Origin of the sequence: Methylocystis suflitae (genome assembly GCF_024448135.1) — a bacterium.
In the GTDB taxonomy this organism is placed as follows: Bacteria; Pseudomonadota; Alphaproteobacteria; order Rhizobiales; family Beijerinckiaceae; genus Methylocystis; species Methylocystis suflitae.
Genome location: NZ_JAMRYX010000202.1, coordinates 12,305 through 37,496, shown reverse-complemented (window position 1 = coordinate 37,496; position 25,192 = coordinate 12,305). Strand labels below are relative to the sequence as shown.

The 25,192-nt window shown below is 61.1% G+C and carries 26 protein-coding genes and 1 pseudogene; 7 read left to right on the top strand and 20 right to left on the bottom strand.

What is annotated here, in order from left to right; genetic code table 11:
- Nucleotides 1-48: 48 nt before the first annotated feature.
- From NEI07_RS15705 to NEI07_RS15685, 5 genes are all read right to left on the bottom strand, one after another.
- A complete protein-coding gene (locus NEI07_RS15705) occupies nucleotides 49-636 on the bottom strand; it encodes a hypothetical protein (protein ID WP_256035826.1) in 588 nt (195 codons plus the stop codon).
- Nucleotides 637-1,523: 887 nt separating this feature from the next.
- Nucleotides 1,524-3,299 (bottom strand): phage terminase large subunit family protein, encoded by a 1,776-nt coding sequence (locus NEI07_RS15700; protein ID WP_256035825.1) that lies wholly within the window; start codon nucleotides 3,297-3,299, stop codon nucleotides 1,524-1,526.
- Between the two features lie 601 nt (nucleotides 3,300-3,900).
- Entirely contained in the window at nucleotides 3,901-4,353 is a 453-nt protein-coding gene (locus tag NEI07_RS15695) for a hypothetical protein (protein ID WP_256035824.1), read from the bottom strand.
- Nucleotides 4,354-4,944: 591 nt separating this feature from the next.
- Nucleotides 4,945-5,313, bottom strand: a complete 369-nt coding sequence (locus NEI07_RS15690; RefSeq protein ID WP_256035823.1) for a hypothetical protein — start codon at nucleotides 5,311-5,313, stop codon at nucleotides 4,945-4,947.
- Nucleotides 5,314-5,869: 556 nt separating this feature from the next.
- Complete coding sequence (locus tag NEI07_RS15685) at nucleotides 5,870-6,292, bottom strand: hypothetical protein (protein WP_256035822.1); 423 nt, start codon at nucleotides 6,290-6,292, stop codon at nucleotides 5,870-5,872.
- Nucleotides 6,293-6,958: 666 nt separating this feature from the next.
- On the opposite strand from NEI07_RS15685, the gene NEI07_RS15680 reads away from it, so the two are divergent.
- On the top strand, nucleotides 6,959-7,990 hold the full coding sequence (locus tag NEI07_RS15680; RefSeq protein WP_256035821.1) for a hypothetical protein: 1,032 nt from the start codon (nucleotides 6,959-6,961) through the stop codon (nucleotides 7,988-7,990).
- A 286-nt stretch (nucleotides 7,991-8,276) separates the two neighbouring features.
- On the opposite strand, the gene NEI07_RS15675 is transcribed toward NEI07_RS15680, so the two are convergent.
- Together NEI07_RS15675 and NEI07_RS15670 are read right to left on the bottom strand one after the other, a co-directional pair.
- Entirely contained in the window at nucleotides 8,277-9,761 is a 1,485-nt protein-coding gene (locus tag NEI07_RS15675; RefSeq protein WP_256035819.1) for a radical SAM protein, read from the bottom strand.
- A 74-nt stretch (nucleotides 9,762-9,835) separates the two neighbouring features.
- A complete protein-coding gene (locus NEI07_RS15670) occupies nucleotides 9,836-10,705 on the bottom strand; it encodes a patatin-like phospholipase family protein (RefSeq protein ID WP_256035817.1) in 870 nt (289 codons plus the stop codon).
- Nucleotides 10,706-10,882: 177 nt separating this feature from the next.
- Between NEI07_RS15670 and NEI07_RS15665 the strand changes: the two genes are divergently transcribed.
- Nucleotides 10,883-11,050, top strand: coding sequence for a hypothetical protein (locus NEI07_RS15665; protein ID WP_175094438.1), 168 nt, complete (start codon nucleotides 10,883-10,885; stop codon nucleotides 11,048-11,050).
- Between the two features lie 4 nt (nucleotides 11,051-11,054).
- Here the strand turns inward: NEI07_RS15665 and NEI07_RS15660 are convergent, their stop codons facing one another.
- On the bottom strand, nucleotides 11,055-11,537 hold the full coding sequence (locus tag NEI07_RS15660) for a DUF2165 family protein (protein ID WP_256035813.1): 483 nt from the start codon (nucleotides 11,535-11,537) through the stop codon (nucleotides 11,055-11,057).
- Between the two features lie 98 nt (nucleotides 11,538-11,635).
- Between NEI07_RS15660 and NEI07_RS15655 the strand changes: the two genes are divergently transcribed.
- Both NEI07_RS15655 and NEI07_RS15650 read left to right on the top strand, forming a co-directional pair.
- Nucleotides 11,636-12,340, top strand: a complete 705-nt coding sequence (locus tag NEI07_RS15655) for a glutathione S-transferase N-terminal domain-containing protein (RefSeq protein WP_256035812.1) — start codon at nucleotides 11,636-11,638, stop codon at nucleotides 12,338-12,340.
- A gap of 43 nt (nucleotides 12,341-12,383) precedes the next feature.
- Nucleotides 12,384-13,067 carry an orotate phosphoribosyltransferase gene (locus NEI07_RS15650; RefSeq protein WP_109025362.1) on the top strand — a complete coding sequence of 228 codons (684 nt, stop codon included), beginning with the start codon at nucleotides 12,384-12,386 and terminating at the stop codon, nucleotides 13,065-13,067.
- Nucleotides 13,068-13,087: 20 nt separating this feature from the next.
- On the opposite strand, the gene NEI07_RS15645 is transcribed toward NEI07_RS15650, so the two are convergent.
- A complete protein-coding gene (locus NEI07_RS15645; protein WP_256035808.1) occupies nucleotides 13,088-13,381 on the bottom strand; it encodes a peptide-binding protein in 294 nt (97 codons plus the stop codon).
- Between the two features lie 81 nt (nucleotides 13,382-13,462).
- Between NEI07_RS15645 and NEI07_RS15640 the strand changes: the two genes are divergently transcribed.
- Together NEI07_RS15640 and recG are read left to right on the top strand one after the other, a co-directional pair.
- Nucleotides 13,463-14,107, top strand: a complete 645-nt coding sequence (locus NEI07_RS15640; RefSeq protein ID WP_256035806.1) for a M15 family metallopeptidase — start codon at nucleotides 13,463-13,465, stop codon at nucleotides 14,105-14,107.
- A 34-nt stretch (nucleotides 14,108-14,141) separates the two neighbouring features.
- On the top strand, nucleotides 14,142-16,244 hold the full coding sequence (gene recG / locus NEI07_RS15635; RefSeq protein ID WP_256035804.1) for an ATP-dependent DNA helicase RecG: 2,103 nt from the start codon (nucleotides 14,142-14,144) through the stop codon (nucleotides 16,242-16,244).
- 7 nt (nucleotides 16,245-16,251) lie between these two features.
- On the opposite strand, the gene NEI07_RS15630 is transcribed toward recG, so the two are convergent.
- The 9 genes from NEI07_RS15630 to coaD form a co-directional block, all read right to left on the bottom strand.
- Nucleotides 16,252-17,451, bottom strand: a complete 1,200-nt coding sequence (locus NEI07_RS15630; protein ID WP_256035803.1) for a DNA methyltransferase — start codon at nucleotides 17,449-17,451, stop codon at nucleotides 16,252-16,254.
- A gap of 3 nt (nucleotides 17,452-17,454) precedes the next feature.
- Entirely contained in the window at nucleotides 17,455-17,739 is a 285-nt protein-coding gene (locus NEI07_RS15625) for a HigA family addiction module antitoxin (protein WP_256035802.1), read from the bottom strand.
- A 214-nt stretch (nucleotides 17,740-17,953) separates the two neighbouring features.
- Nucleotides 17,954-19,081, bottom strand: coding sequence for a tRNA guanosine(34) transglycosylase Tgt (gene tgt, locus NEI07_RS15620; protein WP_256035801.1), 1,128 nt, complete (start codon nucleotides 19,079-19,081; stop codon nucleotides 17,954-17,956).
- The gene (locus tag NEI07_RS15615) at nucleotides 19,078-19,410 is read right to left on the bottom strand and encodes a hypothetical protein (protein ID WP_256035800.1); all 333 of its coding nucleotides are present in this window, start codon (nucleotides 19,408-19,410) and stop codon (nucleotides 19,078-19,080) included. The genes tgt and NEI07_RS15615 overlap by 4 nt, the downstream gene beginning before the upstream one ends.
- On the bottom strand, nucleotides 19,407-20,471 hold the full coding sequence (gene queA / locus NEI07_RS15610; RefSeq protein ID WP_256035798.1) for a tRNA preQ1(34) S-adenosylmethionine ribosyltransferase-isomerase QueA: 1,065 nt from the start codon (nucleotides 20,469-20,471) through the stop codon (nucleotides 19,407-19,409). The genes NEI07_RS15615 and queA overlap by 4 nt, the downstream gene beginning before the upstream one ends.
- 93 nt (nucleotides 20,472-20,564) lie before the next feature.
- Nucleotides 20,565-21,014 carry a PRC-barrel domain-containing protein gene (locus tag NEI07_RS15605; protein WP_256035796.1) on the bottom strand — a complete coding sequence of 150 codons (450 nt, stop codon included), beginning with the start codon at nucleotides 21,012-21,014 and terminating at the stop codon, nucleotides 20,565-20,567.
- A 427-nt stretch (nucleotides 21,015-21,441) separates the two neighbouring features.
- On the bottom strand, nucleotides 21,442-21,897 hold the full coding sequence (locus tag NEI07_RS15600) for a peptidylprolyl isomerase (protein ID WP_256035794.1): 456 nt from the start codon (nucleotides 21,895-21,897) through the stop codon (nucleotides 21,442-21,444).
- 42 nt (nucleotides 21,898-21,939) lie between these two features.
- Nucleotides 21,940-22,491 carry a peptidylprolyl isomerase gene (locus NEI07_RS15595; protein WP_256035792.1) on the bottom strand — a complete coding sequence of 184 codons (552 nt, stop codon included), beginning with the start codon at nucleotides 22,489-22,491 and terminating at the stop codon, nucleotides 21,940-21,942.
- 9 nt (nucleotides 22,492-22,500) lie between these two features.
- The gene (gene coaD / locus NEI07_RS15590) at nucleotides 22,501-23,025 is read right to left on the bottom strand and encodes a pantetheine-phosphate adenylyltransferase (RefSeq protein WP_256035791.1); all 525 of its coding nucleotides are present in this window, start codon (nucleotides 23,023-23,025) and stop codon (nucleotides 22,501-22,503) included.
- Between the two features lie 339 nt (nucleotides 23,026-23,364).
- Between coaD and NEI07_RS15585 the strand changes: the two are divergent.
- Nucleotides 23,365-23,586, top strand: a pseudogene (locus NEI07_RS15585) (LysM peptidoglycan-binding domain-containing protein); the annotation flags it as partial.
- A 64-nt stretch (nucleotides 23,587-23,650) separates the two neighbouring features.
- On the opposite strand, the gene NEI07_RS15580 reads toward NEI07_RS15585, so the two are convergent.
- Nucleotides 23,651-24,247, bottom strand: a complete 597-nt coding sequence (locus tag NEI07_RS15580) for a glutathione S-transferase (RefSeq protein WP_256035790.1) — start codon at nucleotides 24,245-24,247, stop codon at nucleotides 23,651-23,653.
- A gap of 97 nt (nucleotides 24,248-24,344) precedes the next feature.
- A complete protein-coding gene (locus NEI07_RS15575) occupies nucleotides 24,345-25,190 on the bottom strand; it encodes a 23S rRNA (adenine(2030)-N(6))-methyltransferase RlmJ (protein ID WP_256035789.1) in 846 nt (281 codons plus the stop codon).
- Between the last annotated feature and the right edge of the window lie 2 nt (nucleotides 25,191-25,192).

Genomic DNA, 25,192 nt, shown 5'->3' with positions numbered 1-25,192 from the left:
CGCGCCGCCATGGCCCGATGCGACGCGAAAGGGAATCGAGGAGGCGCGTCATTGCGGGCCGCCCCCGCAATCGACGAAGTGAGCGGCAAATTTCGCCCGCGCGACTTTCGCGGCGCGAGTTGCGGCGACTTTTCCGGCGCCGCTGTCGCGGACCTCCAGTGTGACAAGCTCCCGGCGATCGGCCTCCCCTTCGAGAATCTCCTTAAGACCAGGATCGGCAGGGCTCGGCAGAAAGGCTGCGCCCAGCAAATCAATTCCTGCGCGCGCCGCATTCATACGCGCGACATGGCAGGCCTTCGATACATTGACGGCGACGACGCGGATCGGTTCGAAACCTTCCGCCTCCAACTGCGCGCTCAGTGACGCATCAGCCTCGGCGCCGAAAGGTCCGGGATAACAAAAATGGCTGCGGCGGCCTTTCTGGTCGAGCGCTTCGACAACATTAAAAAACCAGGGTCGCTCTTCATGCTCGGCATGCGCGACCGCCTCCAGCCATTTGTCCCACCAGACGCGGACAATCTGCGCGGCGAAGGTTCGACCGAATGCGTTCGAGAGAGCGTCGCCGAGGAGCTGGCCGACAACGTCGACAGCGAAGTAGTTGAGGCTCTGAAAGACCTCGGCCCGGCCGAATGCCAACGAAAAATGATTCCGCCGACGCAAAGTGCGCAGCGCTTGCGAATTTAGATCGGCTGCCGCGCAAAATTCGCCACACGTCAAAACTCGCATCGGCGTGTCTCCCGTCGTGTCCAATAGACACTAGACACCAGATTCGTTCGAAAGAAAAGCCGGCGATTTGGCCTATGTCATTGTTTTTGTGCAACTTTTTTGCTGTTTCGACGCCCAACTATCTCAATTCATTGCGCAATCGGCTTTTGATTTTGTGGTTTTAGACGCGGTCCCAACGCCCCCATTCGTTCGCCGGGCGCACGCCCACGCCCTGGTCTTTGCCGTTCTCGGATTCGCAGCGGCACGCCCAAAAGCTCGCCCAACGCGCAGAAAGTTTCGAGAGCTTCGTTATGGTCGCTTGGCATTCTCTCGCGCAACATGAGAGCGCGCAGGCGGAGCTGTTTTTCCAACATTGCTCGAATCTCCCGCTGAAGCCCCCGCGCATGTTAACGCATCGCGCGCCGCGTTCGCCACGGTTCGCATCGATCTGGAACTTCGCGTCGATCGACGCGAAGTTAAAAAAAGGCAAGAAAAACAGTGAGATATGAACTTCGGGCCGATCGGTCCGAAGTTCAAAAAGGCGTGCGCGACAATCGAGGAAATTGCATCGGCTACTGACGCGAGCAAGTCAGACGTTGACCGGACCATCAATGATTTTTCCCAAAACGGCGACTTCGCCAAATTGGGAAAATCTGCCGAGGCTATGGCCTCCCACGCCACGGACTTCACGCCGCCGATCTACAACATCTGGAAGCAGCAAGAGAAGACCGCAACCTCAAGTCATTTGGCCCTGTCTCTCGTTCAGCCTGGCTTCGATTTTCAGCGCCTTGCGGTCGCCATAACGGGTAAGAGATATATCACCTGCTCATCCACGCGCTTCGATAGACCGTCGGTGCGGGCGGTTGCGGTTGCTGGCGCAGTTCGCTTTCACGTTGATCGAACTGTATCGGCGCTGCGCTGCGGGCGGCATGCGCATAAACCAATGCGTCAAGGGTTTCCGCACGGGCTCCGGGAATGCGCTCGAATCGTCGCGTCGGCTTGCCGCGCACATAGCGGACGACTCTGCGCTCCGATGAAAGCTGTTCGTAATAGGTCGGCTCAAGTTCATTGGAGAAGCGGATTAGCCGTCCGCGTTGCAATCGGTCGAAGATTGTCGACTTCAAAACGTCGACGCCGACCAGCCATAGCCGACCGCCGCCCCGGATCTTGCTTTTTGACGCCTGAATCGCCGGCCGCGCAAATCCCGGCACCCCCTTGCCGGCCATGACGCGGCGCCCGGATCTCGCCGCGCAGAAAGTCAAGATGCGATCGAAATGACCGCCATCGCCCGCGTCAATTACACAAGAATCGACGCCGAGCTTTCCGCCATATGGATGCGTCCATTTCGTGCGCAGCAATTCGTCCAATTCGAGAAATGTCGAATCGTCGTCGATAGATCCCCAAAGAACGATATGGGCGAGCACATAGCATTCATTGTGGCGCGACCAGCCGGCGAGCGTGCATTCGAGCCGGTCGTCCTGCGCATCGACGCCGACGGAAATTGTCAAAACTTCCTCGGGGATTTTGTTGAGCCCGAACGGCTCGCCGCGCGCGGCGAGACTGGTTTCATCAAGCTCGGACCCGGCCTCGCGCCAGCCTTGAGCGAGAATCGTGTTGATGAATGTCTGTAACTCGCTCGGATCGTCTTTCGCGGCCAGGAATTCTTGCGCCAGCTTTCCCCATGAGGCGTTCGCCAGGAGGCTCACCAATGCGTTTAAGCGAAAGCCGGCATGATCCGTCACCTCCGGCCGTAACGCGCGCCAGCGGCCGGCGTTGACCATTTGCGCTTTGTTCCGCTCGCCTATCAGCTCGTTGCAGTGCGGACAGCGAAATGCAGCGTCCTGCGGATGGTCGGGCGGCCACTCGATATTCGCCCATAGGATCTCGGTGAAAGATCCGCAGCTCGCGCATGGGATCTCGAAAATGCGTTGGTCGGATTCGGCGTACGCGCGCAGCACGTGACTCGAGTCCTCAAAAATGGGCGTGCTGCCGATGATGATTTTTCGATTCGGGAATGACAGCGTCCGCCGCTCGGCGAGCCTTATCGGATTTCCCTCGGCCGAGATCTCCATTGCATCGACTTCGTCGCACAAGAGCACGCGCGCGGTGTGTCGGCGAAGGTTGCGCGGCGCTTTGCTCGCGACGACCTTTAGAGAGCCGCCAGGGAACCTTTTCGAGAGCAAGGTGTTTCTCTCGCCCTCGACGCAATCCGCGCTGAGCGCGCCCCGCAGAGCCGGCGAGGCGTCAAATATTGGCTCAACTTCGGAAACCATGTAATCGCGACAGTCGGCTTCTGTCGGTAGAAGCGCCAAGATCGGCGCGGGCTCATTGGCGATATAAGATCCGATCGCGCTCGTCAGCAACGTCGTGAAGCCGACGCGGACGGGCTTGACCAGGGTGACTCTTTCAATCGACGGGTCTGCGATCGCGTCTGCAATTTCTCGCTGATACGGCCACAGCCGCACTTTGCCAGGAAGCGCGCTTGTGCCCTCGGGCAAGGTGATGTTTTCTTCGATCCACTGCGAGAGGCGAAGGCGTGCGGGCGGGATGAGGTTGCGCAGCGCAGATTTGCGGACAGTGGCGAGAGTCGTCATTTAGACAGACATTGTGCCCGCGCCGGCACATTTCTATATTTTCGCGAGAGCGCGACGTTGCGCGAAGAGGGGCCGGGCGACTTGCGGATGTACCAGGCGCCCGGCTTTCGCGCGTCCGAAGGCTTGAGCCAACGCGAGATCTCGCCGCCGCTTCTTAAATTTTGTCACAACTGTGACAAACGCCGATTCCCTGCCCAGGAACATCACCGAGAGGCGGTTTCGATCTTATTGGGAGCAGCTCGCCAAGAAGGAAGGCAAGTCGCGCATCTGGGTCACAGTGCGATTGCGCTTCGGACGGTTTTTGAATTTTGTTACCACGGTAACAAACACCGAAAACCTGCCCAGGAACATCACCGAGAGACGGTTTCGGTCGGTCGCCCGCCCTTGGGACGCGAGGGTTTCTGCAACGTGCAGAAACCTTCCAAATCTCGCGTGATTGTCGCGTTAATGCACGTTCAGCGCCTCGCCGATCCGCTGCATGGTCCAGCCCTTCTCGCCGTAAATTGTGCCCGATCGGGCACATTTTCCGCTGAAAGGTGCTCGGCCGGCAAGCGACAAGGTCAGCGGACCGATCTGGGACTTGTGGCCGATCGGCCACAAGTTAAAAAAGGTCGCCGTCCCCAAGCTCACTGAGACGTTCGCGAATCTGCGCATCGATCACGCCGACGTCGGCTTGCGACAGGTGTGGAAGTAGCGCGCCGCAACGGGACGGCACGGACAACATTCCGGCGCGCACCTTGCGCAGGATATCGCTCCACTCGCGCTCAACGGCCGTCGCATCAAGCAGCGCGCCTGCCAGGGCCGCCCTTTTCAATTCGGCTACGTTTGCCTGCTCCCGCGCCAATCGCGTGCGCTCGGCCGTTAATGACGCCCCTGCGGCCCCTTCCGCATGCCGAGCCGCGACCGCGCGCAGATGGTCGCAATATCGCTTCACGCTGGCGTCGCGCAGGAAGCGCCCGCGCCCGACCGGCACCACATGCCCCTCGTCGCGCAGGAACCGGACCTTGCGGCTGATGACGCCGATCAACGCGCCAAGCTCGGCGGCCGTGACCACAACGTCAGCTTGAATTTCGGCGGGTTCGGACGCCTTTTTGGCCTTCGCTCTCATGCCACAACCGCAAGCCTTTTATAAGTCATTGGTATACCTCACTTTTTTATTTGCGTAGAGTGAAGTTTCGGGAGCGGGGCGACCCGCTCTCAACTTTTGGTTGTAGGACCCGCTGTGGATCATGAGAGCTTCCGCAGTCGAGTGGCGGCCACGCGTCGCTTTAGTTCTTCCTCGATTCGCTTGGCGTCAGCCCATGGGCATTTGGCTTGCACGGCCGCAACCAAGTCGCGTGTTCTGACGGGATGATCGTTCAGCGATCGCAGGACTCTCCGCCATGCTGCATCTGTCACTTTGGCCAACATAAGATCCCGCGCCAGCATTTCCCCAAGGCCGTCGTTCATTGTCCGGCCCTCGCCATGCGTCGCAGCTCGTGTTCGATCTCTGCCTTTTCGACGAAGTAGGCTTCAGGATCTCTATGGCTCGGCGCGAGACGGCGGACGCGCTGGGCGAGCGAGAGAAGCGCGTCCGGTCGGTCGAGCCTCCCGCCGGCGGGAGGTTTCAAATCTGGCCCATGGGCCGATTTTGCCGGTGCGGCGGTCATGGCTTGCGCCCTTCCGCCATTTTGAGACGTCGCCGATGGATAGAACAAGCGCTTGCGCGGTGACGTCGCTTCCATTCGAGCGCATCATGCGGAGCCGGACCTATGTCGACATTGCATAAAGCGCCCGATGTCGTCCGCTCGCTACACAAGGCGCGGCCGTCGCATCGAACCCATTCGCGATACTCGTCCTTGGTCAATCCGAAATGCGCGGCGACAAATGCGTCCGGGTCAGCGTTATATGGCTCCAATTCGGCGCGAGAGAGCGTAAGCGCATAGCCCTGGCGTGTCGGATCATAGGCGTCGGCAAAATAGACCGCATCTTCTACAGGGTCGCAGGGCATGTTCACTTGCTTCTCTTTCTGCATCGTCGGAATCCTCGCCTCTGGTCACATGGCGCGCGATTTTTTTGCACGCACGTCGATTTTTTGCCGCGCCGACTCTCTCAATCTGTCGAGTCTCTCTTGTCTCTTTTTTTTGCTCAGTTGCCGCTCTTCCGAAGCTCTCATGTCCTTTGGTGGAACCTTTTGACGGCATAGCTTCGCCTGCGACGGCGAAACCATGTCCCCTGGAGCCAACCCCCATTAGACATAGCCGGATCGAGACAACCTCTTTTTCAAGAGGAAAGGCCGGGGTCATGCTGTCGGCCTTTACGTCCCGCTTTCATGACGCGGGCAATGTCGCCAAAGCCAATCCGACAGCCTTGGCGGCGCCTGTGGGTCGGCGCCAGCCGTTGCCCACTCCTGGGACTATTAGGAGTCCCTTATGCTGATGCCCTTCAGCGGATGACGATGCGGGTCATGTTCCCCGCAATGGCGCAAACGGTGCGCTGGCTATGTAAGCAGCGCGCCGATCGGCTGATTTTATGAGGGCGGCGATATTGCAGCCCTCCCGCAAGCAAGCCGACCGACGCGAATTCCGTCGTCAGCCCGCAAGCTGATGTTGTTCCTCCTCTCGCTGGAATAGTTCGCAGACGTCGGGCGCCGTGCTTGGGGTATCGATTTGCCCGTTACTTTCGTTACGGCGCGTTACGTTTTTCCCGTTACGCGCGTTACGGCGGAAGCGCCTTTGCCGCTCGGCATTGGTGAGCGGTTTCCTGCGCTCCGGCTCTTGAGTGTCGGCGCACTGTTCCCGCGCTTCCTGCGCGGCGTCGAGAATTGCCTGCGCGACGCGCTCGGCATTTTCTGGCCGAACGAAGACGACCGAGTCGTCGCTGTCGTTCCAGGCTTCCTGTCGGATGACGATGGCGCCGCCACCACCAACATAGACCGCGACGGCCTGTTGCTCGGGAAGGCAGACAACGCCCGCGTCTTGGGCGTCCCGCCACCATTGGGGATCGGCTGTCATGCTCGCCTCCCCTGTTGCGGGAGGGCTGCAAAAGACTTGCGCGCGGCGCCGGGCGGGAGTATTTTCCCTCCCGTGAATTTGGCCCCCAGCCCTTCACAAATCGCATTGGAAGCGCCGTCCCAGCCGACTGGGGCGGCGTTTTCTTTTGGCGGGGGGTCGGGCGGGTCCTCAATAGCTGGCGCACCGTTTGCGCACCGATTCGCGTGAACCAACTGGGAACAAGCCGGCTCAGAATGCGATGAATTCCGTTGGTTTTTGGGCTTTTCCGTTTCAGAGACGGCGCTCATAACGGTCTGGTTGCAGGTTCGAGTCCTGCCCGGCCCACCAGTAAATTCAATTACTTAAATCACAGTTGGGGGTGATCTAAGCGCCGGTAGCCCTGTGCGCGCAACAGGGCGAAGGCAAGCAGCCCTGCCCGCGCCTTTCGATCGATCTCGTTTCAAAACATTTATTCCAAACCGGCCAGGGGCCACCCAGTTTCAGATCAGCCGGTTATAACCAAATCGATTTGTCAGCCCTCGCCTCGCCCCGCTTCCTCGCGCGGAACGAACGCTGCCAAGCTGCGTTATAGGGACGATCGCTTCAGCAAACGCGAACGTAAGCTTTCGACCGTCGAAGCGACGATCTCCCTAAGATGCTTCAAAGATTGGCTGAGGGATTTTGCGCATGTACATGACGCCCATCGACTTTATCGACCTCGGGTTTCGCACCTTCATGCGCAACCCATTTTCTCGTCCCGAACAAATCTCCCTCCGGCAAGGGGAAAGCGACTTTCGCTTGTTGGGCGCGCGCGAGGGAGTCGTGGTGACGCTCGGACCGGAGACGTCCTTTTTTGATCGGCCAAGCAGGTCTGTTTGCCGGTGGCCTGGAACACGGACCATCCCGCGCCAAAGTCCTCACTTCGTGCCGAAACGCTCCTGGATCGTCAACGAGTTCGCCACGTTTCTTTATGTGTGTTTTGGCGGCGGAGACGTGAAACTCAATCGGATCGCCACTTCGGAGAAGCAAAGAGAGATTTTGCTGACGGCTGGCGAAGGCAACGTCGTCGAGAAAATCGATCTGACGAAACTTGCAGCAGACAATTCGCCGCCGCTTCTGTTTCTCCAGCCTGCCTATCTTTGTTCATCCTCCAATGTCGCGATTGAATCCGTTCCCTGTGACGCATCCACGATGAGTTGGGCGCGAGCGCCCTATGTTTACAGGACGCGCCCTGTCGATGATTCGTCGACGCCCGCGATCTTATGTCTTGCCGGCAAGACGATGATCTGGTGCGAACGGATCGAGCCCGGAGAGAGTCGAGACTACGCGCTGGGAAACGTCATCGCGACAACCACCAATGTGGTTTCCAAACTGCGGCCAACCAGCCAGACGCATCCTGAAGATATGAGGGTCGCCGCAGTCGAACAGGATCGCTCCAGAGCGAATGCAATCATTTCGGCTTGCGCAAAAACCAGCCGCAACAGTTCGATCCGCCTGCGACTGCGCGAATGCGCCGCCGCCACGAAAATCCTCTTTGAATCGATACGCGCCCGCGAGGGATTCTTCGTGTGCGAAGTGACCAATGACTCGGACGCGCCGGCCCATATTTTTATCCAACTCAACAAAAGCGATTTTTATGGCGGCTCAGGGCTCGTCGGTTTCGTGATAAAGTTTGTATCGAGCATCTTTCGTATGTCGCACCTGTCGCTAGGTCACTAGTGGCGGCTCGACCTTCTCAACGCCGGCACATGACGTTCTTGAGCCGGCGTCTTATTACGAGGATCGAAACAGGCCTATTTCTTTGCAGCTTCGTCCGGAACGAGCGCTATGCGCATGTGAGCCGCGGGAACTGATGCGTTGCACCACGAACACCCAATTGATGTACAGGTGCCACAAGTCGCCTGCAGTTGGATAGATTGAAGGATTTTTTCCATCGCGGGACCCTCCGCAGCGATTGGAATCAAATAGGTCGTCGTTTGTACTGGCTTTGTCATAACGCGCTCTCCTATCGCAACAAATGAAGTTTGACTGCATCTCTAAAGCGTGACGCCATCTCCTCCCGAACCAGGTTGCAATCCTCCTCTCGCTGCCAATTCGGCTGAGCGCCTGAACTTGCGAATGTCTTGTAGCAACTCACCATGGGGCAAACGCGTACCGCCCAACAATGTGCGCATGAGCCAGATTGAACCGAATGCCGAAAGCCCTCCTGAAATCTTACCAACGCCGCAATGTCCAAAACTCCCTTTTTCGCGTCGCCAAAACTGACGGACTCTAGGCGCTCAAATTCAATGCAGGAGGAAATCGAACCGTCAGGCAGCAATGTTAGGGTATTCCATTCGAACGCTTGGCAATCGCGACAATTGTACGTTCCGGCCAATTCTTCAGGAAGTTTTTCCCAATCGTTGCTACCGGAATTGAGACCGGCATAGGTCTCGAAGCAATCGATCTCTTCGCTGCGCCCTTCCTGATATCTTTTTGCAATCAGCATTTCGCGAACCGCGACCTTCTCCTGTTGCATCGCTTGCCATTGCTGGAGAGAGTAACGCGTGCAGGATTCGGAAGTCGCAGCGCAATCGTTGGGATTGATCTGAGTGCTCGATATGCCGAGGCTCAGAAGATGTTCGACTTGCTGTCGGAACTGGCCAGCAAAACGAGGAGATACGACCAAGTTGAAGGCGACAAGCGATTCAAATGCGCGTGGATGCCTCGTGCGAAAACGCTTAACGTTTTCGAGCACCTTTTCATATGAACCTTTGCCAGTGTGATCGACCCTATTCGTGTCGTGGATTTCTTGAGGGCCATCCAGGCTAATCAACGTCAGGAACGCATTTTCGATCAAAAAGTCGGTGATCTCGTCGCTAAGCAACAATCCATTGGTGGCGATGATCTTTTCGCTCTTTATGTTCCATGCCTTTAACTTCTCGACAATCGCTTTGATCACGCCGACGCCGAGCAGCGGCTCTCCTCCAAAGAACTTTAACGTGACGTCCTGACCGGTCAAAAATGGATGCACAAGCTCGAGGAACGAAAACGCCGTCCCCTCATCGAGGATATCGTTTTTTCCGTTAGGAAGCTTGTATCGTTCACGAGTCGCGCAGTACGAACAAGCCAGGTTGCATGCGCCCGTTATCACGAATTCGAGCGTTCTTGGGCGGATGGTCGTCGCGAGTGGCGGGAAGCTCAAATGAAATGGTTCGGACGTATCGCTGAACATATCCGAAGCCGTCATCTCATCCGACGCTGGCATTCGAAAGAGCCTATTGTCCCGTGCCGAGTAAACAAACTTTTCTGCATCGACGTCAAAGCTCAGCAGAGCATGGGAGGTCGACGAAATGTGGTTGGAAGCACGATCCATTGCCACTCTCCAAAATATAGCATTCGCCATAGGCGGAGATAAAAGCGGACCTTCAAAATCAGCTAAATTGTTCATCAACCGAAGCGAATTGTCGAGACGGCGTTTTGTCGCGCAGGGACGTGGCTCAATGTGCATGCGAGGCCCAGCCTTCACCTCCTGGTCGCGTAAGCGCCGCGATCGCTCTTATCCTTGTAGGCGAGGATTGGCCCTCAACCGTGATGATCCGCATGCCGATGCGGGGCGAGATCGGCCGGCGTGGCCCGGCGGGTCAAGCCGCCCTCGGCGATCCATTCCTGCGACGCGGCCGCGGCGCGAGAGACCAGTTCGCCGGCGCGCGAGAAATCGTAAGGGGAAACGTTTAGCGGACAGAGCGCGGGCGCGAGATGCACGTCGATTTCTTCAGGCAGGCGCTCCAAGTCGCGGATCAATTGCCAGGCGATCAGCAGAGTGATCGCGTGCAGTCCGCGGCCGACGGCGCTCGCTGGCGGTTTTTCCAGGGCGCAGGCGTAACCCGTCGGCAAGACGAAAATCCTCGACGCGCCGAGCGTCATGGCGAGCCACAGCGGCGTATTGGCCGCGATCACGCCATCCATCAAGGGCGCGCCATCCACCTCGACGGCCGGAAAAATTCCCGGTGCCGCAGCGCTGGCCATGATGGCCTCTACCGCCGAACCTCGCGAAAAGGTCACCGCGATGCCCTGCATATCCGTGGCGACAATATAGACCGGCAGCCTCGCCTCCTGCAGCGCGACATAAGATAGATGCCGCTCGATCAAGCCGCGCAGCGATGAAGGATCCACCAGATAATCGGCGTGGCGCAGCAAGCCGAGCGCTGCAGACAAAGTGAACGGGAAGATGTCCCGGCGACGCAGGCTGAGCCAAATCCGGGCGAGCCCTTCGACGCCCGCCGCGTCCGGCTGGCCGGCGAAATAGCAGGCGTTCATCGCGCCGACCGACGAACCGACGATAAAGTCGGGGCGCACGCCCGCGGCCGTAAGGCTTCGAAGCATGCCGACCTGAACCGCGCCGAGGCTGCCGCCGCCGGCCAGAACAAAGGCGGTTTTGGCGGCGGTTCCCATGGCGCATCCTTTCCGGCGCGTCGCGCACGTCGGCCAAGAGTCTTCCGCCGGATATCTAGGAGGCCAGGTGAGGTCGATCCATGCGCGCTCTAACTCATCTATTGACGCGCCACCGCTCTTGAATTCAGCGCCGCCCTGCTTAATTCGCCAGTGCGGCTCTTTCGCGAGGACTTTGCAATGGCTGACGATGAAAACCCCACCGTTAAAAAGAACAAATATCTTTTCGGGGGCGTCGGCGCCGTCCTCGGCGGTCTGACCGGCGTAGCGATCGGCGGACCGCTTATCGCAGTCGTCGGCGCGGGACTGGGCGGCCTGCTCGGATACAATATGCTGAAGCGGCTGTGACGCGTTAGTCGTCGCGCTGACCCAGAAACAACATCACCAGCGCCGCGCAGCCGATGAAGCGGAACGCGGCTTGCTGCATATCGGGTCCTGAGCGCCACATCTGGAACCATTCGCCGCCAACGGCCATGAAGCCGAACAGGTAAAGGCCGACGGCGAGCGCAAGCCCCGCAGTGGCGACATCCTTCGCGGCGTTGAATTGCATTGCCTGCGCCTTGCGCGCCAGCAATAGCCGCCAGACGCCGGCGAGAATGAGCGCGGCGGCGGAGAATTCGATTGCGATGATGCATGCATAAAACATTCGGTGCAGCGTCACGTTCGCAACCGCGCGCCACTCGAGCGGGCTGCCGGTCGGCACTTGGTCCATCGACATCACATGGCTGACGACCTGGTAGTTCGTGTCGTAGTCGGTCACATTATTGATCGCGACGAGCAGAATGAGCACGCCGAGCGCAGCCGTCAGCGAAATCTTCGAATATCTCATCAACATGTCGACCACTCCCGGACTCAGCCTAGCATGACCTGAGCCATTGATCTTGCGACGGGAGGGATTACAACACAATCTACTCTCCCGTCGGACGTGCGACCATGATTGATCTTTATTACTGGCCGACCCCCAACGGCCATAAAGTCACAATTTTTCTCGAGGAAGCGGGACTGGCTTATCGGATCAAGCCTGTCGACATCACCAAAGGCGACCAATTCAAGCCAGAATTTCTCGCGATTTCTCCGAACAATCGTATGCCTGCCATGGTCGACCGCGCGCCGGCCGACGGCGGCGCTCCGGTCGCGCTCTTCGAATCGGGCGCGATCCTCGTCTATCTCGCGGAGAAGACCGGCCGGCTTCTTCCCGCGGACCTCCATGCCCGCGCGCGAACGCTGCAGTGGCTGTTCTGGCAAGTCGGCGGCCTTGGCCCGATGGCCGGTCAAAACCACCACTTCGCCAAATACGCGCCGGCGAAAATTCCCTACGCGATCGAGCGCTACCGTAACGAGACAGGCCGGCTCTACGGCGTCATGGACGGTCAACTCGCCAAGACGCCCTATCTCGCCGGCGAATATTCGATCGCCGACATCGCCTGCTATCCCTGGATCGTCCCGCATGAGGATCAGGGCCAGGATCTGCACGACTTCCCGCATCTCAAGCGCTGGTTCGAAGCGATCCGTTCCCGCCCGGCGGTGATCCGCGCCTATGCCGCCGGTGGGCCCTATGAGCGGACGCGTCTCGATTTCACGGCGCTGGAGCGCGAAATACTTTTCGGCCAGACCGCCGAGCGCGGCGGCGCGAAATAGGCTATGGCTGCGCGGCTTTTTTAAACAGGGACACGCCGCATCCATGTCGAACGACCGCCAAACCGCCGCGCGAGAGACCGCCAAGGCGCTAATCGAAGTGCAAGCGGTGCTCGTGAATGTCGATAAGCCTTTCATAACCACCGCCGGCTGGGCGTCGCCTGTCTACATCGACATGCGCAAGATCATCGCCTTTCCGCGGCTGCGGCGCCGCCTCGTCGACTTCGCGACGCGGACGATCGAGCGCGACATCGGCTATGAATCGCTCGACGTCGTGGCGGGCGGCGAGACGGCCGGCATTCCCTTCGCGGCGTGGATCGCCGACAGCCTCATGCTGCCGATGCAATATGTGCGCAAAAAGCCCAAGGGCTTCGGCCGCAACGCGCGCATCGAAGGCGATGTGATGGAGGGCGGCCGCGCCCTGCTCGTCGAGGATTTGGCGACCGACGGCGGTTCGAAGAAAGACTTCGTGCAGGCGCTGCGCGACTCAGGGCAGCGCTGCGACCATGTCTTCGTGTTCTTCTTCTACGATATATTCGCCGGCGCGCGCGAGGAGTTGGCGGCGCTTGGCATCAGCCTGCATGCGCTCGCGACCTGGCGCGACGTGCTCGCCGTGGCCCGCGAGCACAAATATTTCCCCGATGACGCGCTCAACGAAGTCGAAGCCTTCATCGCCGATCCGGTCGCCTGGTCGGCGGCGCATGGCGGCCTCGCCAAGGCGAAGGGATAGCGCGGCCGAAGCGGGCGCTTTTAGCTGCAGCGGATAAATTCACGATAGAGCCAGCCGAGCCGCTTGCCGCCGGGGCTCGCCACATAGGCCCAGGGCCTGCCGTGATCGTCCTCGCCATAGCGCTGCACGATAATAGCGTTTCCGTCTTCGATGGCGCCGATGACATTTTTGCGCTGATCGTGGACGGCGATCGAAGCGCCCATGGCGCCCGCCGCCTTGCAACGATCGCCAGCGAGCGCCGTCGCGCCCCATGCGATCGCGGCGGCGAGCGCGGCGAGCGTGAGGCCGGCGAAAGGCGCGAGTTTTTCGGACATCAAAGGCCTCCCGATTGCGTTGGAAAGACCTATAGTCAGGGTTCGAGAGCAGCGAATTGCGCCAACGCACGTGGAGCCGCCATGCGCAGAGTGATGTTTCTTCTTATCGCGGCGCTTTCCGCGCCATATGCGCACGCCAGCGAACCGCCGGCAGGCTTCACGCGCCTTGCTGACGTTGCGCCGACCATCGTTCAGGAGATGCGCTATGCCGGCGCCGACAATTTCACCGGCGCCCCGGTGCCCGGCTATGGCGCGCCGCAATGCTGGCTGCGCACTGAGGCCGCCAAAGCACTGGCCGCCGCGCAGAAGGATGCGCGCGCCCGGGGGATTTCGCTCATCGTCTACGATTGCTACCGACCGCTGCGCGCCGTTTCGGCCTTCGTCGACTGGTCGCGCAACGCCGACCAACGGACGAAGACCGAACATTATCCGCGTCTCCCCAAGAGCGCGCTGTTTCCCGAGGGCTATATCGCTGAACATTCCACCCATTCGACGGGATTGGCCGTCGATATCGGCGTCAAAGGCTGGGACTTCGGCACGCCGTTCGATTTTTTCGATACGCGCTCATGGACGAAAGCAAAAACCTCGAAGACGGCGCGGGCGCATCGCGACGCGCTCGTGACGCTGATGCGCCGCCACGGCTTTGAAAATTTTCCGCGCGAATGGTGGCATTTCACCTACAAAGGCGCGGACGGCGCACCGAGCTATGATGTCGAGATCAAGTGACCCGTTCCGCGCCGGCGAGCTGAACTGAACCTTTATGCGTCCTTCCCTGCTCGACCCCTTCTTCGGTCGCGTCGCCGCGCTGCCTGGCGTCGGACCGAAAACCGCCAGGCTGTTCGATCGGCTCCTCTCCAAGCCCGGGGCCGAAGCGCGCCTCGTCGATCTGCTTTTTCATCTTCCGTCAACCGTCATCGACCGCAGCGTGCGACCGACGATCGCCGCCGCGCCGCTCGAGACGATGGTCGTCTTGAAGGCGCGCGTCACCGAGCATCGTCGCCCTCAGGGCCGATATTCGAAATCGCCCTATCGCGTGCTCGTCGAAGATGACACCGGCGACGTCGAACTCGTGTTTTTTCTCGCCAATCCCGACTGGATCGAACGCAGCCTGCCGCTCGGCGAGACGCGCTGGATTTCGGGACGCATCGAGCTTTATGACGGCCGCCGTCAGATCGTGCATCCGGACCGCGTGCTTGATGAGGCCGGTTTGGCGAAGCTCCCCGCATTTGAAGCCGTCTATGGCCTCACCGAAGGCCTGCAGGCGCGTTACGTTTTGCGCGCGACGGAAGAAGCGCTGACGCGGCTGCCGAACCTTCCAGAATGGCAGGACGCCAGCGTTCTCGCCGCCAATAAACTTCCCGCATTCGCCGAGGCGCTGCGCGCCGCGCACCGGCCGGTAAGCGCCGATGCGCTCTCGCCGCAGCATCCTGCTCGTCAGCGTCTCGCGCTCGATGAATTGCTCGCGAGCCAGCTCGCGCTGCGCCTCATTCGCGCCAAGATGCGGCGCCCCGCTGGCCGCGCGCACAAGGGCGACGGCCGCTACGCCCGAGCGATCGAATCCGCCCTGCCGTTTCGCTTAACGCGCGCGCAGCAGCGCACGCTTGACGAGATCCGCGCCGATCTTGCCTCGGAACAGCGCATGCTGCGTCTCGTTCAGGGCGACGTCGGATCCGGCAAGACCGTCGTCGCGGCGCTCGCCATCGCGAGCGTCGCCGAGACCGGCCGGCAAAGCGCCTTGATGGCCCCGACTGAAATCCTGGCGCGGCAGCACTACGATCGGCTGACGCCAACGCTCGCGTCCGCGGGACTGCGCGTGGCGCTACTGACAGGCCGCGCCAAGCCGAGCGAGCGCGCAGCGCTCCACGCCGCCATCGGAGCGGGGGAGGTCGATGTCGTCATCGGCACGCATGCTCTCGTGCAAAGCGATCTCGCCTTTCACGACCTCGGCCTCGCCGTCGTCGACGAGCAGCATCGCTTCGGCGTCGAGCAGCGGCTGGCGCTCGGCGCCAAGGGCAACGCCGTCGACGTGCTGGTGATGACCGCGACGCCCATCCCGCGCACGCTGGCGCTGACGGCGTTCGGCGACATGGATTGCTCGGCGCTCGACGAAAAGCCGCCCGGCCGCACGCCGATCGCGACGCGCGTGCTTCCGGCCGAACGAATCGACGAACTGATCGGCGGCTTGCAGCGCGCCTTGGCGGAGGGCGCGCGGGCCTATTGGGTCTGTCCGCTCGTCGAGGAGAATGAGGAGCTGGACCTCTCCGCTGCGCAAGCGCGCCATGCGGATCTCTCAAAGCTTTTCGGAACGGCAGTCGGCCTCGTTCACGGCCGAATGAAGGGCGGCGAGAAGGACGCCGTGATGGAAGCCTTTCAGCGCGGCGAGGTCAAAATTCTGGTCGCGACCACGGTCATTGAAGTCGGCGTCGACGTTCCCGAAGCGACCATCATGGTCATCGAGCACGCCGAGCGCTTCGGCCTTGCGCAGCTGCATCAGCTGCGCGGACGCGTTGGTCGCGGCTCGGGCAAGTCCTCCTGCCTGCTTCTGTACAAGGGCCCGCTAAGCGAAGCGGCGAAGGCGCGGCTGATGATCATACGCCAGACGGAAGACGGATTTCGCATCGCCGAGGAAGATCTGCGGCTGCGCGGCGAAGGCGAAATTCTCGGCGTGCGGCAGGCCGGTCTGCCGAGCTTTCGGCTCGCCGACCTTTCCGCCCACGCGCGACTCCTCGCCATGGCGCGCGACGACGCCGAATTGATTCTGCGTCGCGATCCCGAGCTTGCGAGCGACAGAGGCCAGGCCTTGCGCGCCCTGCTCTACCTCTTCGAACGCGACGACGCCGTGCGCCTGCTGCGCGCAGGCTGATGCGGCATCACAAGCGACGCGCGATCACGATTCGGTTGCTGTTGACGCCCTTCACATTGTTGGCGACGCCCCAGCAGTTGCTGGTTTTCGTGAAACTTTGCTCGTTGACGAGCACGCCCAATCGCTCGAACGGAAGATCGTCGAGCGCGCGCCAGACCAGCTGTTCGAGCGGGAGCGCCCCGCCCCTAACCTCGCCAACCTCGTAAGCGACGTGACCGCCCGGCTTCACGACTCGCGCCAACTCTTCGAAAACGTCGCGAGTCATCGCGCGCCAGTCTTCCGGCGCGCGAAGCTGCGAGAGTCGGATGCGCTCGGCCTCAATTCCCGCGAACCAGTTGCGCAGCCAATTGTCGCCGCGATAGTCGACGACATCGAGAAAAGGCGGCGACGTGACGACGAGATCGACCGTCGCATCGGCGATGTGCTGCAAATGCCCGGCATCCGCCACGACGAGCTGCGCATCGCAGGCCGTCGGCGCCCCCTCCGCCAGAAGCGCGCGCGATTTCTTGAATATGAGTTCGGCGATGTCGCGCCGCGGCGGCGTTTGTTCCCGACGCGCATTGATTTTCAATTGCGCCTTCACCGAAACGGCTTGGTTCGGCGGCATCGTATAGACGGAAAAAAACCCGGGAGAATGCCCGGTCAATCGATTGAGCGCCACCATTCTAATCCAGTCGTCGACGGCGTCGAGACGTCGGTCATGCTCGCGCGCGAGCAGATACGCACGCAGCGCACATATCTGCCGCAACGTCTCGGAATGATAGAAAGCGAGAAGGTCGTCGCGCTCAGCCTCGCCGCGTCCCCAGGGCGCGGCCGCGAGCCGCGCCTCGATCTCGCAAAGCGCAGGAGGCCGCAGCCGCGGGCGCGTCAACAGCAGCGACAACGGATTGGCGTCGGAGCCGATGGGCCTCCGTCCCATTAGCGCCGCTTGCAGGATCGTCGTGCCGCGGCCCATGAACGGATCGCAGACGATATCTCCCGGCTGCGTCAGCCGATCGATGAAAAAGGCCGGAAGCTGCGGCTTGAAACAGGCGCGATAGCTGATCTCGTGCAGCGGATGCGCGCGCCTTTGCCCGGCGGTCCAGAAGGCGTTGACGTAATAAGGAACGCCGTCTGCGACAACAGCGCGGGTCGCCGCGCCGAATTCTGCGGACCAACGCAGATCGTGGAAGAATTCCGTTTCCGCGAGCTTTTGAACTGCGCTCATGCCTCAGTCGCGCTGACGATCGGCGAGGCTCGGCAATGACTTTATTCTCGCTCCGGCCGCGCGGCGCGCGAGAGAAAGCTCATATTGCGTCTGTAGCTCCAGCCAATCTTCGGGCTGGACGCCGAACCAGTGTCCAAGCCGCAGCGCGGTATCGGCGGTGACGCCCCGCTGGCCATTAATGATCGCCGTGACTCGATTGACCGGCACGTCGATATCACGCGCCAGATCCGACGCCGTCAGGCCGAGCTCATTTAGGTGACGAGCAAGAATTTCGCCAGGATGCGACATCCCATTCTCCATCGACGCCAGTTTGGATTTTGACGGGCGCGCGCGAACGCTCTCGCGTCGCAGACGCGTCGGCCGACGCGCGTTTACAGACGTTTCCTGCCGAACGCCGATCAAAAATCTTCTGGTGAGCTCTTCATGGTAGCGGCCCATGCTCCGCCCCCGCCGAATATTGTTTTCGTAAACCATATTATCTGGTCCGTAAACTCGGCTGAGGTCACAAAGCGCTTTCGCCCTCGATCCAATTGGCGCGCGTTTCGGCGATGAAGTCGGCGAGGCGCCCGGCGCCGATGGCTGCGCGCAGGCCCGCCATCAGCTCCTGATAATAGGCGACATTGGCCTGCGTCAGCAGCATCATCCCGAGGATTTCCCCTGCTTTGACGAGGTGATGCAGATAGGCGCGCGAATAGTCGCGCGCCGCAGGGCAGGACGACTCCTCGTCGAGCGGCCGCGGATCGTCGGCGTGGCGCGCATTGCGCAACGTCACCCGTCCGTGGCGCGTATAGGCGAGGCCGTGGCGGCCGGCGCGAGTCGGCATCACGCAGTCAAACATGTCGATTCCCCGCGCGACGGCCTGAATGATGTCGTCAGGCGCGCCCACGCCCATCAGATAACGAGGTTTTGATTCGGGCAAATGCGGGGCGGTCGTCTCGAGCATGTCGAGCATCACGTCCTGAGGCTCGCCGACGGCCAGGCCGCCGACGGCGATCCCGTGGAATTCCATGCCGGCGAGCGCCTGGGCGCTTTCGATTCGAAGCCGCTTCGATTCGCCGCCTTGCACGATGCCGAACACCGCCCTGCCCGGCCGCTCGCGAAACGCCTTACGCGAACGCTCCGCCCAGCGTAGCGAAAGGCGCATGGCGCGCTCGGCCTCGCTTTCCGAACATGGCAGGCGCACGCATTCATCGAGCTGCATCTGGATGTCCGAGCCCAGCAGATCCTGAATTTCCATCGAGCGCTCGGGCGACAGGTGATGTCGCGAACCGTCAATATGCGACTGAAACGTCACGCCGCTTTCATCGAGCTTGCGCAGCTTTGCAAGCGACATCACTTGAAAGCCGCCGGAGTCCGTCAAGATCGGATAGGGCCAGCGCATGAATTCATGCAGTCCGCCAAGCCGCGCGATCCTCTCTGCGCCCGGTCGCAGCATCAGATGATAGACATTGCCCAGCAGTATGTCGGCGCCGGCGGCGCGCACGTCTTCGACGAACATCGCCTTCACCGTCGCCGCAGTGCCCACCGGCATGAAGGCGGGCGTACGGATTGTTCCGCGCGGCGTATGGATTTCGCCTTGACGTGCGAGGCCGTCGGTAGCGAGAACGGAAAAGGAAAAGGCCTGCGTCACGTCCTGTCCTTTGCGCCAAGCGCCGCGATTTTGACGATTCGATAGCAGCCGCTATCGCTCTCATTGAACCATACGCCGAAATCCGACCCGACTTTTATCGTCGCCTCGCGCAAGTTGGTTCGCCAGCGCTCACCCAGCCCGAAGTCGATTTGACCGTCGCGCCGCAGGATGAATGGACGCACGCTATCGCCATCGAGCGCAAAGGCGCCGAAAAGATCCCATGCCGAAACGATTCGCGCGCCGTCGATCCGCGCGTCAATCGTCATCGGCGCCTCTCGCGGATCGTCGCGCCAGAGCGCAAGGATGCGCATGTCGCGAGGCTCGCTCATTGTTCGACGCGCCGCAGCAGACAAGCGTCGCCGTAGGAATAAAATCGATAGCCGCTTTCGATGGCATGCGCATAGGCGGCCTTCATCCGCTCGAGGCCGGCGAATGCGGCGACCAGCATGAATAGCGTCGAGCACGGGAGATGGAAATTTGTGAGCAGCATGTCCACGGCGCGGAAACGATAGCCGGGCGTAATGAAGATCCGCGTGCGCGCGGCATAAGGCGCAAATCGTCCGGCGTCGTCCGCGGCGCTTTCGAGCACGCGCAACGCCGTCGTGCCGACGGCGACGATGCGCCCGCCTCCCGCTCGCACCTCGTTCAGCGCCTGCGCCGTTTCAGCGTCAAGCCGGGCGAATTCCTCGTGCATCTTGTGCAGGTCCGTGTCCTCCGCCTTCACCGGAAGAAAGGTGCCTGCCCCCACATGCAGCGTCACGCGGTAAAGACGAACGCCACGCGCTTCGATCGCCGCCAGCAGCTGCGGCGTGAAGTGCAGGCCGGCGGTCGGCGCCGCCACCGCTCCCGCTTCGCGCGCAAAGATCGTCTGATAGTCACTTTCGTCACGCGCGTCGGCCGAGCGCTTGCCGGCAATATAGGGCGGCAGGGGCATGACGCCTGCCTGCTCTATCGCGATATCCAGAGCGGGTCCACTAAGCTCGAAAGCGAGCGTGATTTCGCCGTCCTCTCCCTTTGCTTCGACGCGAGCGTCGATCTCGCCCCCATGGCCCATAAAGCTTATGCGATCGCCGATCGCGAGCTTCTTTGCCGGGCGCATCAGCGCGCGCCAGCGGGAAGCATCCAGACGTTCGATCAGCGTCGCTTCGACATTGGCGCTCAACGGACCGCGAATGCGCCGACCGGAAAGCCGCGCGTGAATGACGCGCGAGTCATTGACGACGAGCGCGTCTCCCGGACGAAGGTAATTCGGCAGATCGCGAACAATCCTGTCCTCGAAAGGCTCGCCGGACAACGGGATGACGAGCATGCGGGCGCCGTCGCGGGGATCGGCGGGCCGAAGTGCGATCCTGTCTTGCGGGAGGTTGAAGTCGAAAAGGTCGACGCGCATGCGGAGCTTGCAAAAACCATAAGCTCCGTCAGGTCAAGTGCGCCAGAAGGGTCGACGGCGCCGATTGCGATCAACCGGCGCCGCCGCGAAAGCTTATTCGTATGAGCCGACGCGCCGGCGACGCTCGTCGAACCGGAACTCCGGAGCGTTCCGCAGATCGTCGCGAGTCGTGTTCACTACCGCTTCGACGTCGCCATCTTCGTTCCGGGAAACGACCATTGATGTCGGGTCAATCGCGATATGGCGCTCGCCGATGCCAAGGAAACCGCCGACGCTGACGATGACCGCGCGCACATTCCTATTCTTGTCGAAGATAACGTCCTCGATCTCGCCGACGTTATCATTCTGCAGATTGCGGACATCGCTGCCAATCAGCTGAGACATGCGCATATCGGTGGGGCCGAGCCTGTAAAAAATTACGCGGGCGGAGCCGAGCTGCTCCAGTTCGCGCATGTCAGCTGCGGATCGCCCTTTGATCATCTGCCGATCCGTCCGATCCGCGCCCGTCCGGTCCATGCCTGACTGGCTGTCTTGATCGCGCATCCGTTCCCGCGCTGCGCTGCCGCGCCAAGTCGGCGAGGGGTCGTCATCGCGGCCCATCTCCCGCCAGCCGCCGCCAGATGTCGTATCCTCCGCGTCCTTGGCTGGTTGGCCTTGTGTCTCCTGCCACTGACTGCTGCTGCGAGTCTGAGTTTGATTCTTGCTCGAGCTCGCGCCCGTGCGATCACGCCCTGCATTCGCTGTCACGCTGGCGGAAAGCGCGATCGCCGCTACTGTAGCGATCAACAACTTGAGCGATTTCATCGGATACTCTCCACTGTTCCGCTCGCCCGTCTCGGCGAGCGATACTTTGCAACCAGCGTCTGGAGAGATAGTTCCGAATCTTGCGTCGAACTCAGGCCTTTACTGCACATGCGCCCAAGGCCGGGCGCATGCTTGACCAAGAAGCTCGATCTGTCGCCTTAGTCGATCAACCCAACGTCGCCTTGACGATCTTGTCGGGATCTTTCACCGGTTCGCCGCGCTTGATCTTGTCGACATTCTCCATGCCGGAGATCACCTCGCCCCACACCGTATATTTGTTGTCGAGGAATCGCGCGTCATCGAAGCAGATGAAGAACTGCGAATTGGCGCTGTCGGGGCTTTGCGCGCGCGCCATCGAGCAGGTGCCGCGCACATGCGGCGCGCTGTTGAACTCGGCCTTGAGGTCTGGATATTTTGATCCGCCCGTGCCCGTGCCGCGCGGGCATCCGGTCTGAGCCATGAAGCCGTCAATCACGCGATGAAAGACGATGCCGTCGTAGAATCCTTCCGAGACGAGCTTCTTGATATGCGCGACATGATTGGGCGCGAGGTCTGAACGAAATTTGATGACGACCGGTCCCTTCGTCGTCTCAAGCGTGATGGTGTCGGCGGCTTCGGTCATGATCATTTCCTTTGATTTTTGCAGGCCTAGCGGCTCTTGAACTCAGCTCTCGTCGCCAGCGACGCGCATCTTGATGATCTTATCCGGATTATCGACCATGCCATTATTGGACTTCGAACCCTTCTTGATCTTGTCGACGACATCCATGCCCGAGACCACTTCGCCGAATACGGTGTATTTGCCGTTGAGCTGCGGCGCGTCTGCATAGACGATGAAGAACTGCGAATTGGCCGAGTCATTGTCGCCCGGCTGACGCGCCATTCCGAGGACGCCGCGCTTGAACGGCGTATTCGAGAACTCCGCCTTAAGATCGAGATAGCGAGAGCCGCTCATGCCTGTGCCCGTGGGATCGCCGGCCTGCGCCATGAAACCGTCGATGACGCGATGGAACGCAATGCCGTCGTAGAAATGCTCCTTCGCGAGCTTCTCAATGCGCTCGACATGTTTGGGCGCAAGATCAGGCCGCAGCTTGATGGTGACGCGGCCATCCTTCGTGTCGAGATAGAGGAGATGATCATCTGCCGCTCCAACGGGCGCGGCGCTAAGCGCGGCGACGGCCGCGGCGGCAAGAAGCAAACGGCGGGTGAGTTTCATGAAGCCTCCCTATGTATTGCCGCGCCTTTTTATGGCGCGTTTGAGTGCGGCGACGGCGGCGGCCGGCGCAAAGGCCGATACGTCGCCGCCAAGCGCCGCGATCTGGCGCACGAAGGTTCCGCTGACGTGGCGTAGCCCTGGCGAAGCGGGCAGGAAAATCGTGCGAATGTCGGGCGCGAGCGTCCCGTTCATCCCCGCCATCTGCATTTCATAGTCGAAATCGGCGCTGTCGCGCAAACCGCGGAGAATGGCGCAGGCGCCGTGCTGGCGCGCCGCCTCGACGACAAGTCCGTCAAAGCCCGCGACCTCGAAAGCGCAAGACGCGCCCAGTCCGGCGCAGGCGTCGCGAATGACCGCCGCGCGCTCGTCGAAGGAGAGCCACGGCTCCTTGCCGTGGTGCACGCCGATCGCGACGACAATCTTCTCGAACAGCGCCCCGCCCTGCCCCATCACGTCGAGATGGCCAAAGGTCAACGGGTCGAACGTGCCGGGGTAGAGTGCCGTCCGCACGGTGGTGGCAGAGGTCGCGGTCATCGCAGCGGTATAGGAGATTTTGCACGGTTTCGCGAGACGGCGAGCGCCTTCGCCGCCACAACTCGCTGCTCGCCGCCGACGAATGCCCGAAAGTCGCGCCCTGACGCTGCTTTTCGGACGCGCCTACACTCGCGAGCTGCGCGCCGAGCGCTACAATAGATCATGCGCATCCGGCTTAATGGCCGGATCTATGAAGGAGACTCCAGCATGGGACTTTTGGATTTTCTGACCGGAAAAGGCAAACCGGGGCCTGCCCCAGACGCGCTCAAGAAAACGGCCGAGGCTACCCCTAAGGCCGAAGAGAAGCCCGCAGCGGCAGGGTCGTCCGGGACAGAGACCTTCTACGTCGTGAAGCCAGGCGACACGCTGTGGAAGATCGCCGAAGCGCATTACGGCGCCGGCAAGGGCGCCAAATATATGGAGATCTTCGAAGCCAATCGGCCAATGCTGACCGATCCCGACAAGATCCAACCAGGCCAACGCCTGCGCATCCCAGGCGCGCCGACTGGTCCCTCGGCCGGCGGCGACTGGAAGCCGCCAAGCGAAATCGCCAGCAAATAGGCTTAGCCGACAGCTTCGCTGGCAGAGCAGATCCCGGACAGGCGCCATAAGCGCTAGGCCGAATTCAGACCTTCGTCGCGTCGAAGGCGGGGACGGCGCGCGCAAATTCCTTAAGCCACGAGACGAGACGCTGGTGGTTTTCTCGCCATGCGCCCGCGAAACGCAAATCAAGATAGCCCAGCGCGCAGGCAACCGCGATATGGCCGATGTCGATCGCGCCGGCCGGCGGGGCGGCGTCGAGCGCGCCGAGCGCCCGATCGATTTTGCCTTGCTGAAGCGCGATCGCCTCCTCGTAGCGTAAGTCTTCCGGGCGATTGAACGTCTCGTAGCGGATCAATAGAGCGGCGTCATTGATCCCGTCGCCGAGCGCCTGCAGCCGCAACGCCGCGAAGCGGGCCGTCGCCTCGGTCGGAATGATCCGCCCGCCGCCGACGAGATGATCCAGATATTCGGCAATGACGCGACTGTCATACAGCGACGATCCGTCCTCCAAAACCAACGTCGGGATTTTGCCGAGCGGGTTCTGACGACGCAGACTGTCGGACGGATCGGCCGCATCGGCGGCGGCGATTTCGATCCGTTCCGACAAGCCGAGCAGGTCGGCGGCGATTCGGATCTTTCGGGCGTAGGGCGAAGCGGGAGAATAACGCAGAAGGAGCATGGCCGCTCCTATCATCCCTGTACGAAACCGACAACGCGTTATGGGGACCGTCAACCTTTGGGGCTTCGCTGCATGGACTTGATAAGCGCGCGTCGCGTCACTCCCCGGCGAGCCACGCAACCTCAAAGCCCGCGCCTTCGCCCTGCGCCATCCGCGCGGCGAGGAAGGAAAGAATAATTCGCGCTTCTTCTTCGAACACGAAGGGCGGATTGACGACCACCATTCCGCAGCTGCGCAATCCCTCACCGTCTCCGCCAATGCTCAACGAAAGCTGCAGGATGCGCCGTATGCCGCTTTCCCTCAGCATCTTGTGCAATTTCCGAATGTCGCGATCGCTCTTGGAGGGATGCCACAAGGCGTAAATGCCGGAACTCCATTTCGCATAGGACTTAAGCAAAGCATCGAATGCGGCTTCGAATTCGTCTTCGCGCTCGAAAGGCGGATCAATCAGCGCGAGCCCGCGCCGCTCCTTCGGTGGAACATAAGCGCCAAGCCCCACATAGCCGTCGATATGAATCGCCTTAATGCGCTCGTCGCGCGAGAACCGGCGACGCAGCGCCGCGAAGGCGTCGGGCCGCAGTTCGCAGAAAATCGCGCGGTCCTGCGCGCGCATCAATTTCTGCGCGATCGACGGCGAACCTGGATAGAGCGCGGGCTTTCCCTCGTCATCGCGCGGCCCTAGACAATCGATGTAGGGCGCAAGCAGCGCGCAAACTTCCGCACTCGCGCCGGAGAGATCAGCGAGACGTCCAACGCCGCCGCGCCACTCGCGCGTGCGCTCCGCCGCCTCCGCTGAAAGATCATAGGCGCCCTCTCCTGCGTGCGTATCGATGACGCGAAACGGCGTGTCCTTGCGCCCCAGATAGACCAAGAGGCGCACAAGCAGCGCATGTTTGAAGACGTCGGCGAAATTGCCGGCGTGAAACCCGTGGCGATAGTTCATGC